This is a genomic window from Microbulbifer mixtoriginis (SeqCode), assembly GCF_052467515.1.
Genome location: NZ_CP174314.1, coordinates 2,139,617 through 2,154,802 on the forward strand (window position 1 = coordinate 2,139,617; position 15,186 = coordinate 2,154,802).

Sequence of the window (15,186 nt, forward strand, 5' to 3'; positions counted from 1 at the left end):
TTTATCGCTCCATAGCGCCTTTGCCTGAAATTATTTTGCTGCGGAACTTGGCTATTCTCGAAACCCGTGTAGCCGGTTTCTTGGCTGAATTTAAGTTGAAGGCATAGCTTCGCTGGCGCCCTGGTGTTAATGCATGAAACGCTTCTGCAAGCTCGGGGTCGGCATCCATGGCTTTAACCAGTTCATCTGGGAGCTTGATATCGCGTTCTGTTTTTGGGGGCTTAATGCCGGCTTTGGCATATCCCTTCGCTTCCTCGATGTAAGCCCGTATAACTGATTCGAGCTTTGTCACTTGGTCGTTGGATTTCAGGGGGATCATATGTGGGTGTTGGGTATTCTCACCAAGCTTTTGAAGTAAGCCTTTGGGGTCTTTCAATAACGCCGCATCCATAAAGCTAATGAGGAATTTCTCTCGAAACGCTCCAAGGATGACAATATTTCGACCGGCGAATGTGTAGCAAGGCTGCCCCCATTTTACGTGCTCTTCCAGATCCATGCTCTGGCATATCCGGCGCAACTCATTAAGGCCGGATTTCCATTTCTGGGTCGAGCAATCAGGCGTTGCAAAGCGTTCACAACGTCCACAACCTTTCGAAAAATAATCTGCGATATCTGAAATCATTGCCATAACCGGTTGTCCCGTACGAGCAAAGTCCCTGCCACTATCAAACTATCATTTTTCCGGAGTTAGATTTTGATGTCCCCTCCCCTACGGCTTCTGCCTTTGGACCCTCGTAATTTAGCAACTATGGCGTTCCATATTTATCTGTGAGTTTTGATCAGCGTCATAATATGCCAGTTTGCGATTGGGCTGCCGGCGTTAATCTTGTTGAAGCGAGAAGTCTCCAGTGGTGATACTTCCATCCCGCATGTAAGTTACGCAAATAGCGCCACTATCTGTCGTCGTAGATTGCTGTACATGGAACCCCAAAGGGGTCACACCAGCACCGAAGAGGCGCTTTCCTTTGCCCAGAACCAAGGGAAAAATCAGCAGTTTAAACTGATCTACCAGGTCTGCTTTAAGTAGAGTCTGAATAAAATTGGCACTGCCCGGAACCAGCAAGTCAGGACCATTGATAGCCTTGATTTCACGAAGTCGTGCGACCGGATCATCGCCCAGCCATTCGCTGCCTTCCCAGGTAAATTCAGGTTTCGTGCGCGAGGCCACATACCGTATTGTACTGTCAATTTTTTGGGCCATCTGGATTTCGCCATCATCAACACCCTCAGGTGGAGGATCAACAGCTACTTTTGGCCAATGGGCAGCAAAAATTTCGTAAGTCCGATGGCCAAGCAGGAGTTCGAATGGGGCTGCGAAGACATCCCCCATAAATTTACCTACACCTTCATCGAAATAAGGTAGCACCCATCCACCATGCTCAAAGCCGCCTGAAGTGTCCTCCTCTGGATCACCGGGAGCCTGCATCACGCCATCCAGACTAACAAATGTGTTTACAATTATTTTTCGCACACAGTTCTTCCTTGGTGATTTTGTTGATCAAAATGGCGTCGCGAGTTGTGCTTAGGCTATTGCTTTCAATCACCATTGAGACTTGAAGAGATAGGTTATTGATCTTCTTTATTCGACTTCCACCCTTGTTGCCTCCAGGTAAGCGGCGAGATTAGAAAGAGCGCACTGCCATCCATTGCGTGTTCCGTCGATCATTCCCAAACCGACCAGTGAGGTGATCTGTATCGTCACCTGGAGTTCAGTCGCGCGCTTATTTTGGCTAATCGCTACTGTGATCAAAGAGGCACTCAATAAAGAGTCGTCGGTATACACACGCTCGGTAAAAAGCAGGCGATGCGGCTTACTGATGTCGTAGTAGTGTGTTTCGACTCGGAATTGCAGATCATTCTTTTGGCCGCACCGATGTACGTCAAGGCCTCCGACGCGAAAGTCGTTTTCAATAAACTCGACTGCCTCATCCTTAGAAGGTGCCCCCCATATTGAGCGGGCTTTTGGGTTTTCCCATGCTGAAAAAACCTGTTCTGCTGGTGCTTTGATTGTTTTACTGATGGATATGGTGTCGTGCGATAACTGTTGGCTCATGCTAGTCCCTTTGCTTAATGGCAGTTCCCAGGCTACCGACTAATAGTTAGCTGATTGGATAACTATAAAAAGCAATAATAGTTAGGTCAATGGATAACTTACTAGTGGCGCAAAAGAGTAAGAGAATTGACCTCTATCTGCTTAAAGTGAGGTGCAATGACATAACAACAATGATCGGCAATGTCATAAGGGGGTGAGGTAGGTGAGCCGATCACGCCCTCCAGTTTTTTAACAGAAGATCAAGTAGTCGGCTATTGGAATGGAGGGGGGACCTACAGGGTTTGTAATATGGCACCCTGTGTCTCTATCGTACTCAGTCATCCTGTCCTTCAGCGCCAAGTGCTTCGACAAAGCTCGCCATTCTTGCCATCCGGCCTTCCCACTGGGCCGTCTGTGTATTAATCCAAGTTTCTGCAGCTGTCAGTTGCTTCGGCTTGATCTCGCAGGTTCGTACGCGGCCAATTTTCTTGGAGCGGATCAAGCCCGCATCCTCCAGCACACCTATGTGCTTCATGAATGAAGGTAGTGCCATTTCAAACGGTTTAGCGAGCTCGGTGATTGATGCCGGTCCGCTGGTCAGGTGCTGAATGACAGCGCGGCGCGTTGGATCTGCTAAGGCTTGGAAGACTGTATTCAGATTTTCGTGATTGTTACCCATTTGACTAAGTATATAGGTGTAAAATCGTTAGGCAATGGCCGCGGTTTGCTAATGCCCGTAAAAAACACCCTAACAAAAGTGCTTCATCTCCTCCCTAAAAGATATGTTTTAGTGTTAACAGAAAGCAGGAAACCTCCTGATAAAAAGAACAAGGTGCAATAGTGATCGATTTTTCCTATCAAGCGGACGTTCAAACCAAGCCTATCTCCTACACCGTCAGGGCAACACCGGAAGAAGTCTTTACAGCCTGGGTTACGCCGAGCATGGTTGCAAAATGGTGGGGGCCTGACGGTTTCACTACGCGTGTGCTCAATCTCACGGCAGAGGTTGGCAGGAGCTTTGCTTTTGAGATGACAGCTCCAGACGGCAGCTCTTGCGTAATGTCTGGAGTATATCGTCGTGTCGACAGACCGAAGTTCCTAAGTTTTGAGGTCCATAAACATTGCAATCTCAGCTTGCCAAACGGCACCGAACCGCAAAAGAATTCGTCATTGGTCGAAGTTGTGTTCAAAAGCAGTGAACTTGGCACTGTTGTTTCGCTTACGCATACACTTCTAAACCCTGACTACGCAGAGCTGGCGGCGATTAGTTGGGCCCAATCACTTCGATGTATGGATGATCTATTTTCTGGATCGGCAAATCTGATCTGAGGGTGATTGATTAAAGTCGTGATTTTAATCTCACTGGTTAAGAATGTTTATTTCAGGAGCCTCAGGTCTTGGATCCTTGGCACAACAGTTTGGGGGGCATGATCCCTGGTCAACTGAGCGCAAGCTCAGCTGTGTCGGCCTCGCTTTCCGAATCGATGCCGGCTGGGTCGTTCTCGGTTGGATCAAAACTGTCGGCACGTGCCATACGCCAGGCCCGGGCATAGAAGCCCCCCTCGTTATGCGCCCTGAGCAATTCGCCAGGCTTGAGGTAGACGTGGATTTGCGAAAATAGCTGAACTTCTGTGCCACCGGTACGACGTACTAGGTGTTTTCCTTCTAGCTGTGATGGATGCTCTAATCCGGCGGCGGCTAACATCTCGGCCAGGGTACTAAGGGTGTTGTGGTGGAAATTATGTACCCTGTCGGCTTTCTCTGGCACCACCAGGGCTCGCTGTCGCAGCTTGTCTTGGGTGGCCACGCCCGTGGGGCACTGGTTAGTGTGGCAGGATTGGGATTGGATACAGCCGATTGCAAACATAAAGCCGCGTGCCGAGTTGGCCCAGTCGGCCCCTATAGCCAGCACGCTGGCAATATCGAACGCCGAGATTATCTTGCCGCTGGCACCTATCTTGATCTTGTCTCGCAGGTTCAGGCCGACCAGGGTATTGTGGATAAACAGTAGGCCTTCGCGCAGGGGCACGCCGATATGATTGGTGAATTCCAACGGTGCTGCTCCAGTACCCCCTTCCTTGCCATCTACCACGATAAAATCTGGCAATATGTCACTTTGGAGCATGGCCTTTGCGATGCCCATAAATTCCCAGGGGTGTCCGAGGGCCAGCTTAAAACCCACTGGTTTACCGCCGCTAAGTTCCCTCAGTTGTTTGATAAAAGCCAGCAACTCAAGGGGGGTAGAAAAGCTGCTGTGGCTCGAAGGTGAGATGCAGTCCTCGCCCTCAGGTACGCCGCGGGTGGATGCTATCTCCGCAGTCACTTTGTGCCCGGGTAGGATGCCGCCATGGCCGGGCTTGGCGCCCTGGCTGAGTTTTAGCTCAATCATTTTAATTTGCGGGTTACAAGCCTGTGCCTTGAAGCGGTCTGGATCGAAGCTGCCGTCCTGGGCTCGACAACCAAAGTAACCCGAGCCTATTTCCCAAATCAGATCGCCGCCGAACTCGCGATGATAGGGGCTGATGCTGCCCTCCCCTGTATCATGGGCAAAGTCCCCCAGCTTGGCGCCCTTGTTCAGGGCCCTGATGGCGTTGGCACTAAGGGACCCAAAGCTCATGGCGGAGATATTGAAGATCGAGGCCGAATAAGGCTGGCTGCACTGAGGTCCCCCTATGAGCACCCTGAAGCTCTTGTGCTCTCTGACCTCCTTGGGGCGTATGGAGTGATTGATAAACTCAAAACCAGGTTCGTAGACGTCAATCAAGGTACCAAAGGGTTTGGATGCATTCTCATTCTTGGCCCGGGCATAGACCAGGGAGCGTTGGGCCCGGGAAAAAGGCAGCTCGTCTTCTTCTCCTTCTAACAGGTATTGGCGTAGCTCTGGGCGAACACGTTCCATGAGATAGCGAATATTGCCCAATATGGGGTAGTTACGGCGCACCGCATGGGTTTTTTGAATCAGATCGTAAATTCCTAGGAGACTCAGAAGGCTGCTGATTGCGGCAATAGGCCAGAGCCAGGAGTAAGAGTCCAACAGAGGCAGGCTGACGATAGTCGTGAGAACACAACAGCCAAAAAACGTATAGCGATTGAGCAGGAATAGTTTCATCATTGTATTTCGTACAGGCTATTGCTGTTTTCTCTCCTTGAAGGATGTATTTTCTACCAGCTCGGGGTCAATCGCATTTACGTGGATATTCTATGTAGTTACTTCACTAACTCACGTCTTGATCAATCTCGCCAAGAAAAAGCTAGTGTATCAATTAATACATAACCATCAATAAACTGCATATCATCGATATAAAAAGTCTCACAATAAGTTTCAGTTTTGGGGGTTATATATAATCCACTACGTCAAAAGACTGCCCAGTTTCATTGGTTAAAACTGCATGACGATACGCTTTTGCAGTGTCCGACGCTGAGGTGCCGCTAGAACTATCCATACCCATCATATCCATGGTTTCTTTCACAAAATGTGGACTAACAGCATTCAAACGAAGCTTATGGTCGAGCTCTAACGCTGTGGCTTTCACAAAGGATTCAATGGCCCCATTTACCAGGCTGAGTGCAGAACCGCCCCGCATAGGATGTTGAGCCAAAACACCTGAAGTTAAAGTGATACTGCCACCCTCTCGAATATAGTCACGGCCAATCTGGAAAATACTAATTTGCCCTAACAACTTACTGTTGATAGCTGCTTTAATTTGATCAAATGTCAGTTCCTCAACTGGCGCAAAAACTGCATTTCCTGTGGCTGAAACTACGGCGTCAACTTGGCCGACTTCCTCAAACATGGCCTTGATAGATGCCCTGTCCTCAATATCAACTCTGTAGTCGCCTTTGCTGTGACCTACTTTTACAACTTCATGGTCATTAAGTTCAGCCACAACTGATTTACCAATGGTTCCGTTAGCGCCAATCACTACAATTTTCATACTTCTATTCCCAAAACGATTCCTCAATAGCTAAGTATGGTAGCTGTGAATAGTTGAGCTAAATATCATTTCATTTGTGAGAGGTTCTTTATGAGTAAGAGAATGCTTGTGGGAGATTAAGTTTAGCTAAACTACGAACTATCAAATTTATAATGGGCAGAGCCCGCTCGCTTATTCTTCGTCTAGATGAGGTTACTAATGGCTACTGTACGAGCCACAATTAAGGGCCAATTAATACCCTGCTAAGGCTTGTGCAATTTTGCGTCCTTCAAGATAATCCTACGAAGCATTTATACCTTCAAATAGACTGGTAACGGCAAACTCGGCTGCTTGCTTTGTGCTGATTTTCCTCTGGCTGATCAGCCACCAAGCCGAGTAAATCTGGGCATCAATCATTGAGGTTATCCACTCCACTGGCAGATCTTTACGAATATCTCCATCTCCCTGTGCTTGTCGTATTAGAGCCGATAGATCTTCCATCTGCTGACCATAATATGCCAGCACCCCCGGATCATTTTCGGCAATATTCCACAGGGATAGGAGAAAGTGATAACTGTCAGCCAAGGGCATCAAGGCCACAACCCCTTGGTGGATCTTTTCTCGCGCTGAGAGCTGTGGATCTGTATGAATTGGTTCCAGAGCCTGGCTGGTCAGCATAAAGCACTCTCTGGCTATTACTAGGATCAACTCCTCCCGGGTTTCAAAATGACGATATAGCGTTGCCCTTCCCACACCGGCTATCGCCGCAACTTCTTTAAGGCTGGCTTTTGGGTTGTTCACCAGTAGTTCCTTTCCAGCTTCAATGAGGCTGGTTCTGGAGCGAGTAGCTCTAGAGTCAGTGGTATTCATAGTTCTCCGCTTAAATGAGACACTCTTGTCTCACTGTCAAAATGCCCATATGATACATACATGTCTCACAAAAATGCCAGTAATGAGAATAGTCGTATGAATACTCATGAGAGAGATCTGTTATCTGACTATCAACGAACGGCTGAATCCCAGCTCCCCGATGCTCGTTGCCTGCCCTTCGGGGCTTATACAAGCGAGGCCATCTTTCAGCGAGAAATGGAGCAAATCTTTGAGGACGGTTGGGTTTTTATTACAGCTGAATCCAGTCTGGCCAAACAAGGTGATTACTTTGCCTTAAATATCGGTCGTACCCCCGTAGCTCTAGTCCGTGGTGCTGATGGACAATTACGCGCTCTATCTAATACTTGTCGACACAGAGGCACGCCATTATTAGATGCTGGTTTTGGCAATGCTAGCAAACGGCTAGTCTGCCCATATCATGCCTGGAGCTACAGCTTGGAGGGTTCTTTGCAGGGGGCACCGTTCACCGGCAAGGAGGAGGTAGATAAAGCTAAGCACTGTCTACCGGTTTATCGGCTAGAAATCTGGTGTGGCCTGGTGTTTGTTGATATCAGTGGTCAAGCGCCTCCTCTTTCAATGCAACTTGCGGGCTTACCGGATTATTTACCAGCCAATCAGATTAATGTCTTTGATGAATTCGAGCCTGGGAAAACTGAGCGCTGGGCCGCCAACTGGAAGGTTGTGATGGAAAACGCAATGGAGAGTTATCACCTGTTTAAAGTTCACCGGAAAACCCTGGAAACGGTTACGCCAACTAAAGATGCTTATTACTCTGCCGGCTGCCTTAGGTGGACACTGACCGGAGGTGCAATTAAATCCTACCTTGGCTTCGGTAAGTCAGAACACTATCAATTATTGATGCTACCCCCTAATTTTACCGCCATTATCGACTCAGGCTCTTTAAGCTGGCTGGCTGTTATACCCTGCCATGCCGGTGAAACAGAAGTGTTATCCGGTTCGCTAGTTTACAGAGGTTATGGCAGCAACCGTTCTGCACGGAAATTCGCTGATAAATTTTTTGCAGAGGACCAATGGATTTGTGAGCGGGTTCAACGAGGTATGAACTCACCCTCTGGAAAAGGCGGTACACTGGTTGAAGCGGAGCGTATCATTGTTAATTTTCATCATTTCCTGGCTTCACGTTTATTTGATCGCAATGACAGAGCTAAAACTCAAAATGCTGTAAAGCAAGGAGAATGAAAATTGAAACTTAGATATGCCTTATTACTGTCGGGTGTTATTACGGGTACAGTAACTTTCCTGGCTTGGGCCCAACCATTGGCTCCACAGGCGAGAGCTCCCATAGCAAATGAGGCCACTGCACCTTCAATTACGTCAAAACCTATAGTTAAGTCTGTAACGCAAACACAAACACAAACGGAGGTGTTGCCAGAGAAAATCTACGGTATGACCCGTACAGCGGCCTTGGAGGAGTCTGGTAATCTAGTAGAGGTATTGTTGCAGAACAAGGATATTCTCAATCGGCTGAAACCGGGTTCACATAAGGTATTTATTATTTATCGGGGGTTCTCAGAGAATTATCAAGAGGCTCAAATAACGGTAGGACTGCCAAAGGAAAGTTTCTTTCTGTACGATGGTGCTAGTGAGGCGATGCCAGCAGGTGAAGTTATCCGTATTGGAGGTGGCACGGACATTACCTCGACTGGGTTAGAAGAACATTGGAAGAAGGTTTCTTTTGGTTCAACCCTGCAAGCTGTCGTAGAGAGATATACCCTGTCGGAAGTTGGGGCAGTTCAATTTGTCGATGTTTATCAGATAAACCGAGAAATAATAAAGTGAGCTTTCTAACAACAGTTTTTACACAAGAAGAAATTAATTATTTTGAAAGCTGGGTGAATGAGGGGTTCTTTCTGCTGGCCATGGGTTTGTTTGTGTTGGAAATGGTGCGCTATGCGTTTAAGCGTAAATTAACTCTAAGTATGCTGGGTGATTCAGTTAGCAACTTTATCACCCTATTCGCTTTTATAGTAATCACTTCATTAATTGCTGCAGTGTTTTATGTGGCAACATTTTTCTATGTTTTTGAAAATTTTAGTATTGTCCAAATACCTATTACAGGTTGGAGCATATTGGCCTGCCTTATCTTGGCGGATTTGGCATATTACTGGGAGCATCGCTTTGCTCATAGTGTCAATATAGCTTGGGCTTCCCATACTGTACACCATAGCTCGCCCTACTTTAACATTTCTGTGGCCTATCGATTTGGGCCTTTAGATGGACTATTCCCGTTATTTTTCTACTTACCATTAGCTATGCTTGGTTTTGATCCGTTCCTTATCTTCTTCTGTGAAGTAGTCGTACAGGTTTACCAAACACTACTTCATACAGAATCTGTGAAAAAACTGCCGAGGCCAATCGAATGGATTATGAATACCCCATCTCACCATAGAGTACATCACGCTACCAATCGTGAATACTTGGATAAAAATTATGCAGGCATTCTAATTATCTGGGACCGTATGTTTGGTACCTTTGCAGAGGAGAAAGCAACTGTGCGCTATGGAGTTTTTCCCCGTATTAAGAGTTTTAACCCTATCATTATCTTCTGTCATGGTTATGTCAAATTGACCCAGCAAATCTGGCGGGCTGATGGGTGGAAGGAGCGTTGGCAGCTACTGATAAAGCCTCCTGGATGGCTGTGGGAGCGTAATCAGAAGCATGGAAGATGACAAGTTAGCCTTTGCTAAATTTTCAGTGAAATTATGTTAGGTTTTAGGATGGGGAGACTTTAATAATTCAGGGAGGAGTTTCTTGTTAAGAGTAAAATAGTCCAGCTAGAAATAACAAACGGAGCGGTTAAAATAATAAGGTCAATACCCATGAGAGCTATTGCGATAGGAACAGTTAATACACTTCCTGAAAGTGGAACAAACCATAGCTTACTTCTACTTGTTAAGGCAATAGCACAAAGTGATGCATTGTAGCCAAAGATTCCGGCAAGAATGAGTGTTGTCGATAAAGATATAAGCTCAGCCAATAATGTAGCAAATAGCCCACCAATGATGCCCCAAAGGGCATGTAACTTATTGGAAATGAAAATCCCAAGCAAAAAACAAGCCCCCGTAATGGCATTATTTTGGAAGATAATCTGTCCTATACCTTCGAATATCCCCCAAGTTGAGATTTTTTCACTCATCGATGTTGTAGCTGGCTCTAGATTGAGTGCCGGAGCCATGGCCCAGATAACCCATATCACCATAATGTATGGTGCGGTATAAGCAGGAAGAGGAAAGTGAATCATCATTAAGCGCATTATTAAAACGGTTAGAGCGCTTCCAGCAATAATTAAGAAAACGGTGAGTGATGATGGTGCATATAAAGAGAAAATGACTACACCAATCAATGCGCCATTGTACCCAAATAGCCCCTCTTCAATATCATTCACCGGGTAATGTTTAATATGTGCAAAAATTGTTGAGGAGATAACACCAACTAGGACTCCAATAGCCATAGTGATGGAGTTAACTGCCACACCAAACAAAAAAAAAGCTCCACTCAATGCGTTCTTCTGTAGGATGACTTGGCTAATTCCCCTGAGTAGGCTGACAAGGAAACAACAGACCTTTGTGGATATCGATTTCTTCATAAGTCGCTCAATCTAATTCACTCCTTTGTACTCATTGACAATATGACGAATGAAATACTGAAACTTCTGTAGATATTGGTAGTCGATACTCTTTCAGCAATTTGATTGTTTTAAATTAACTATTGGTTAGGTATTGTAAACGTATATTGATTTTCCTGACTGACTTCTTCAATAGGTACTGATCGCCATGGATCGACGTGATTTTTCTAAAGTTTTTTTGGGGGCTGCCATCGCATATACCCTGCCCCAGCCACTCTTTGCGTTAGACGCTTTATCAAATAATACAGCGAAAGGTGTAGACGAGCTTCAACGTCTTGTACGTCATCGTATTCTTAAGCAGCATGGGGCACATGCCGCGGTTACAGGCACCCTGAAGCCCTCTGGTCGTCGCATCATTACCGTTCGGGACCCTGAAGCCAAGGATGACTACCAGCTAGGCGGTGATACCATTTTTGAAGTTGCCTCGCTAACTAAGATTTTTACCGCCCTGCTATTAGCTGTTGAAGTCGTACATAAGCGCGTAAGGCTCGACGACCCACTTCAGGATTACGTACCAGACGGAGTAAAGGCTCCAACTTTTAAAGGACGACAAATCACCCTCACCGACCTGGCTACACATGGTGCTGCATTGCCGCTTAGGCCTAACAACCTTGCTACATCGGTACCCGATGCGCCGAATAAATATGCAGGTTATTCCTTTGAACAGCTCTATGGCAGCTTACCAAGCTACCATCTGCAAACTAGTCCAGGCTCTCAATTTAACTATTCAAACCTGGCTTTTGGACTTTTAGGCCAGGGCATTGCTTTGAAGTCAGGCCGCTCTTTTGCAGAGATACTGCGAGAGCGTGTAACAGAGCCACTGGGGTTGAGTGACACTACTTTAGAGGATGACCCGAGAAAGGCAGCTCGACGCGCTCAAGGCCATGACTTTTACCTCAGCCCGATTGGCCCCACTAGTGATGGTGTGCTCGCACCGGCTGGTGGTTTGCGCTCTACTGCCAACGATCTCCTCACTCTTCTCGACTTGTTCACCAACGGCCAGGGCCCTAAGGATTTGGTGGCTGCCTCACGTTTGATGTTGTCGGTCGATAGGCCTGGAGGCAATGATATCACTCGTATGGCCCTGGGTTGGCGCAGAACGACGACTCATGGAGAAACCTATTATTGGTCTAACGGCAGCAGCGATGGATCACGCACATTTATGGGCTTTAACCCAGCACGGAGAGCCGGTGTTGTTGCCTTGGCAGATGCTGCGAGTGGCGAAGGATTAGACGATATCGGCCACCATTTTTTGAACCCCCAGCATACGGTATCTACTAAGATCGTCCCTACCCCAGATTTCATTACTTTACCTGAGAAAATTCTTTTAAGGGGGATCGGACGCTATGAGCAGGCTAAGGACGATGTCATCGAGATTAGTCGTGGCTATACGGGCCTTATTGTTTCAGCGGGATACGGAGAGTTCGTCATTCGACCGCAATCATCCACACTATATGCATCTAAGATGGTACCAGGGCTAACTATCGAATTTGAGGGAGCCGATGTGGGCCCTGTTGTTTCGCTGACTCTCCGCCAAGATGATAAAACCTATATCTACAAGCGTGTACCTTAACTTGGAAGTCCAGAGAAGAGCTCAAACTCTTCTCTCTTCTCTTTATTATTAAGAAGGCCCCTACCCACTCAACGTACAGTAAGAACACATAGTTTTTATACTTCGTGACTGGGATGGAATTGACAAGAACGAATTACATAGCGGCCGGCGATCACCAATTGTTAACATAATCCAACATTAGCAAAAGACAGTTCAAGTTTTTGTGGTTTCAGCGGGCCACATGGGAAATAGTTGAAAACCCCAGCGCAAAATCATCTGGGCTCAATTTAGGGGGTAAGTTTATCTCTTAAAATGGGTAACTTGGTGTTTTCATTTTGATCTTAGAAATTTAATTAGATCAATACCTCCTGGTGAGATGCATGCTGAATCGATTGAATTTATTTATGTATACGCTTGGGGTTTCTCAATAAGTTTTGAGGGGTATTTCTGAGAGGTTTTTCCGCCTTTGTGTTGAGATTACTTGCAGAAATTCATTTCTCTACTAATTACATACCTTATCCCTACGTCGTTAAGGATGCTCAGAATTTACTCATTATTGGGGATTTTGATAATAATTTCGATACTAATTTTGGAGAGTTTATATGAAGATGTCCTACCGGTGGCTTAAATATACCCTCGCCACACTTGTCAGTTTCACAGCGGCTTCACAGATGGTAATTGCGGGCAATAAAGATAATCTAATTACTAATCCGGCGGCACTTGAAGCCATGGGTTTTGATAGGGCGGCGTCTAATGTATATGTAGCTGAAGGGCTTGACCCAGAAAGTCCATTTGATTTTTCCTTATATGCATCGGGTAATCCTGATTCCCAAGAGGGGCTATTCCCCACAGGGAGCACAGACTATTCACCAATTATGCCGAAGTCATTTATTGGGCGGCAGGATACTACTGGGTCGGAATGGTTATATTCCGTAGGAGGTGGCACTGAGCTGAGCCGGCTTGGCACTGAGCGGTTTGCCGATGCCCAATTTTGGGATCTACCTAATGGTGGAACCTTGGAGTTTTTTCGGTGGTGGTGGTCTGATAATGACCCCAATTCTGCGATGGCAGCTATGCTATTTGAGGTTTGTCAACCGGCCTTCGGCGCTGGTGCAATAACATTCACACTTGTAGTCAATAGTACGAGCACTGATGCAGCTAATGGATCAACCGCAATTAACATCCCTAGCCGCCCGATTAATACACAAAGCTGTTATTACCTTGCAAGGGTAAGGTTTGATGCTGCTACCAACCTTCTAAGACTGCAAAAAGTTCGGCTCCAATTTATTCACCCATGAGACTGCTCAAACGCTAGTTGGTATTCTTATGTGAGGTCTCCTCTGTATGGACGAGGCCTTGCTCATACTATTCATCACAATTGATTGTGGGTCTAAGGTATACCATATTTTTCAGCGAGGCGATCAATATCCGCTTGGGATCTAGAGTTCTTGGGGCATTTGGCTCTAAACCAGGGGTTCAGATCGCTATCACTGCCAGCCGGTAAATCTTTCAGGTTAAAGCATTTACCGCTGAGTTGAACAAAGGTTCCTGTCGCTGTTGTGTAGAGGGTATCTTTTGTTTGAAGCTGGCGAACTTTGTTGTTCTCTCGATCCAAAGCTCTCTTTAACCTCGGATCAAAAACCACCGCTTTGCTTTTTGCTCCAGATTCAGCGGGAACCGTTAAAGTAACAGCTTTTTGAGACGATAAGTTTTCGGGCTGAGTAGTATTTGCTAGGTCTCTATGTTCACTGGTTGTCACTCTAATCGGGGCTTCATGTTTTTGCTGAATTCCTGATGAGGGCGGTTTTGCAGTAGCTGAAGCTGCAGGCAATACTTCATTCTGCCCTACTTTCGGTTTTGTAGTGGTTACAGACCTTTTGGGCCTACCTGCACTGTCTGGGCTGTTTATTGGCGAGCTCGCAGTCGGTTTTTTATGTTTTAAGATAAACCTAATTGTAGATTGTTTGTTCAACTGATTATCTGGTGGCACGGAAACTGGAATTGTCAATAAAACCATATGCAAACTCAGTGCTATCGCCAGGGAAACCCAAAGGCGCCATGAAATTGATGTTTCGTTATCTTTATATACTAAGGGGGGAGGCTGGAGTTCCATCTGACTTAAATACCACTTCCGTAGAATGCCTCGGCAAGCACCCAAAAAGAAAAGATCTGACCTGTTGGCTTGCGAGGTTCCAGATCTGACTAGATTTCAGCCAAAAAGTTCTTTGTAAGTAATCCCCTGGTTTATATGGCGAAGTCCAACCCATGCTTTAAATATGAAGAGCTACCTAGATTGCTAACATAAGTGACACACGTCTGCTCGCCAAAAAAACCAGCGGACTCAAGTAATTTAACACCTTCCTTGGGCGAGTATTGATTCGGAACACTGGATCATCAATGCGTCTTTTGGGTATCTTGCCAATTTCTAAACTCGCAAGGAAAGAAAAATCACTACTGAGGAGATTGGCGCTTCATCATGACACTAAGAGCATGAGTGGTATTCAGACAGCGAAGTTCAGTAAATTTTCAAAGAAAGGCTTGGTGCTACCAATGAAAAAGCGAAAACCGCTAGACCCGGTCAGAACTGGGATAAGTTCAATAATGCTTTCTTTTCAATGGGGGCAATCATAATAATCCCATGATGGTTGCGAAAAGCCACCCTTTCCCAAAATATCTGGCCTCCCCTTGTACATGGAGTAGACTTTTAGAATTTGCTGAAAAGCTACATATACATAGTCGGGAGATTTAATAAACCTATCTTCCCTGAGGCTCCAATAATACATGGCATCACTATTATAAATAGCAAAGTGGTAATTTCGTTTTCTTGCGCTGGCTAATCCACTTCCAACTTCCTGTGAAGGCAAGTATAACTTGAAGTATACAGCCTGCTTTATAACCTCCTTCAAATTTACATGTTTAAAGTTGGTGATAAAATATGCAGCCTCCGATCTTTTATGTGGGGCAATAATACAGTAGTTAGCTATTCCCAGAAGTCGGTCCGCATCAGATTTTGCCCTGTTTGAGAAATCACTACCAATAAACCAGTAAATCACTGTCGTTATTATGGTGGGGGTAACCAAAATAAGTAGAACGCTAAAAGCTATCGTGAGAAAAAATTTTGTATTGATCGTATTTGAAGCCATATAAGGCA

The 15,186-nt window shown here is 45.9% G+C and carries 16 protein-coding genes; 6 read left to right on the plus strand and 10 right to left on the minus strand.

Annotated elements, in window-relative coordinates:
* Position 1: 1 nt before the first annotated feature.
* The 4 genes from ACJJIT_RS09130 to ACJJIT_RS09145 form a co-directional block, all read right to left on the minus strand.
* Entirely contained in the window at positions 2–628 is a 627-nt protein-coding gene (locus ACJJIT_RS09130; protein ID WP_444900744.1) for a YdeI/OmpD-associated family protein, read from the minus strand.
* A gap of 192 nt (positions 629–820) precedes the next feature.
* Positions 821–1,471: a dihydrofolate reductase family protein gene (locus tag ACJJIT_RS09135; protein ID WP_444900745.1), complete on the minus strand. Its 651-nt coding sequence runs from the start codon at positions 1,469–1,471 to the stop codon at positions 821–823.
* A 108-nt stretch (positions 1,472–1,579) separates the two neighbouring features.
* On the minus strand, positions 1,580–2,053 hold the full coding sequence (locus ACJJIT_RS09140; protein WP_444890283.1) for an SRPBCC family protein: 474 nt from the start codon (positions 2,051–2,053) through the stop codon (positions 1,580–1,582).
* A 313-nt stretch (positions 2,054–2,366) separates the two neighbouring features.
* Complete coding sequence (locus tag ACJJIT_RS09145) at positions 2,367–2,711, minus strand: ArsR/SmtB family transcription factor (RefSeq protein ID WP_444884880.1); 345 nt, start codon at positions 2,709–2,711, stop codon at positions 2,367–2,369.
* Between the two features lie 161 nt (positions 2,712–2,872).
* On the opposite strand from ACJJIT_RS09145, the gene ACJJIT_RS09150 reads away from it, so the two are divergent.
* A complete protein-coding gene (locus ACJJIT_RS09150; protein ID WP_444900746.1) occupies positions 2,873–3,361 on the plus strand; it encodes an SRPBCC family protein in 489 nt (162 codons plus the stop codon).
* Between the two features lie 109 nt (positions 3,362–3,470).
* Here the strand turns inward: ACJJIT_RS09150 and ACJJIT_RS09155 are convergent, their stop codons facing one another.
* The 3 genes from ACJJIT_RS09155 to ACJJIT_RS09165 form a co-directional block, all read right to left on the minus strand.
* The gene (locus ACJJIT_RS09155) at positions 3,471–5,144 is read right to left on the minus strand and encodes an FMN-binding glutamate synthase family protein (protein WP_444900747.1); all 1,674 of its coding nucleotides are present in this window, start codon (positions 5,142–5,144) and stop codon (positions 3,471–3,473) included.
* A 223-nt stretch (positions 5,145–5,367) separates the two neighbouring features.
* A complete protein-coding gene (locus tag ACJJIT_RS09160; protein ID WP_444900748.1) occupies positions 5,368–5,967 on the minus strand; it encodes a short chain dehydrogenase in 600 nt (199 codons plus the stop codon).
* Positions 5,968–6,246: 279 nt separating this feature from the next.
* Positions 6,247–6,816, minus strand: a complete 570-nt coding sequence (locus ACJJIT_RS09165; protein ID WP_444900749.1) for a TetR/AcrR family transcriptional regulator — start codon at positions 6,814–6,816, stop codon at positions 6,247–6,249.
* A 60-nt stretch (positions 6,817–6,876) separates the two neighbouring features.
* Here ACJJIT_RS09165 and ACJJIT_RS09170 point away from each other — a divergent pair, with 60 nt between their 5' ends.
* The 3 genes from ACJJIT_RS09170 to ACJJIT_RS09180 are packed head-to-tail and all read left to right on the plus strand — an operon-like array spanning position 6,877 to position 9,527.
* Complete coding sequence (locus ACJJIT_RS09170) at positions 6,877–8,037, plus strand: aromatic ring-hydroxylating oxygenase subunit alpha (protein WP_444900750.1); 1,161 nt, start codon at positions 6,877–6,879, stop codon at positions 8,035–8,037.
* Positions 8,038–8,040: 3 nt separating this feature from the next.
* The gene (locus ACJJIT_RS09175; RefSeq protein ID WP_444900751.1) at positions 8,041–8,637 is read left to right on the plus strand and encodes a hypothetical protein; all 597 of its coding nucleotides are present in this window, start codon (positions 8,041–8,043) and stop codon (positions 8,635–8,637) included.
* Entirely contained in the window at positions 8,634–9,527 is an 894-nt protein-coding gene (locus tag ACJJIT_RS09180) for a sterol desaturase family protein (RefSeq protein WP_444900752.1), read from the plus strand. Before ACJJIT_RS09175 ends, ACJJIT_RS09180 begins: the two co-directional genes overlap by 4 nt.
* A gap of 59 nt (positions 9,528–9,586) precedes the next feature.
* Here the strand turns inward: ACJJIT_RS09180 and ACJJIT_RS09185 are convergent, their stop codons facing one another.
* A complete protein-coding gene (locus ACJJIT_RS09185) occupies positions 9,587–10,444 on the minus strand; it encodes an urea transporter (RefSeq protein ID WP_444900753.1) in 858 nt (285 codons plus the stop codon).
* Positions 10,445–10,631: 187 nt separating this feature from the next.
* Between ACJJIT_RS09185 and ACJJIT_RS09190 the strand changes: the two genes are divergently transcribed.
* Positions 10,632–12,056: a serine hydrolase domain-containing protein gene (locus ACJJIT_RS09190; RefSeq protein ID WP_444900754.1), complete on the plus strand. Its 1,425-nt coding sequence runs from the start codon at positions 10,632–10,634 to the stop codon at positions 12,054–12,056.
* Between the two features lie 581 nt (positions 12,057–12,637).
* Positions 12,638–13,333, plus strand: a complete 696-nt coding sequence (locus ACJJIT_RS09195) for a hypothetical protein (protein ID WP_444900755.1) — start codon at positions 12,638–12,640, stop codon at positions 13,331–13,333.
* 92 nt (positions 13,334–13,425) lie between these two features.
* Here ACJJIT_RS09195 and ACJJIT_RS09200 read toward each other — a convergent pair whose 3' ends face one another.
* Together ACJJIT_RS09200 and ACJJIT_RS09205 are read right to left on the minus strand one after the other, a co-directional pair.
* Complete coding sequence (locus tag ACJJIT_RS09200; protein WP_444900756.1) at positions 13,426–14,148, minus strand: hypothetical protein; 723 nt, start codon at positions 14,146–14,148, stop codon at positions 13,426–13,428.
* A 499-nt stretch (positions 14,149–14,647) separates the two neighbouring features.
* Complete coding sequence (locus ACJJIT_RS09205) at positions 14,648–15,178, minus strand: hypothetical protein (protein ID WP_444900757.1); 531 nt, start codon at positions 15,176–15,178, stop codon at positions 14,648–14,650.
* Positions 15,179–15,186: the final 8 nt, after the last annotated feature.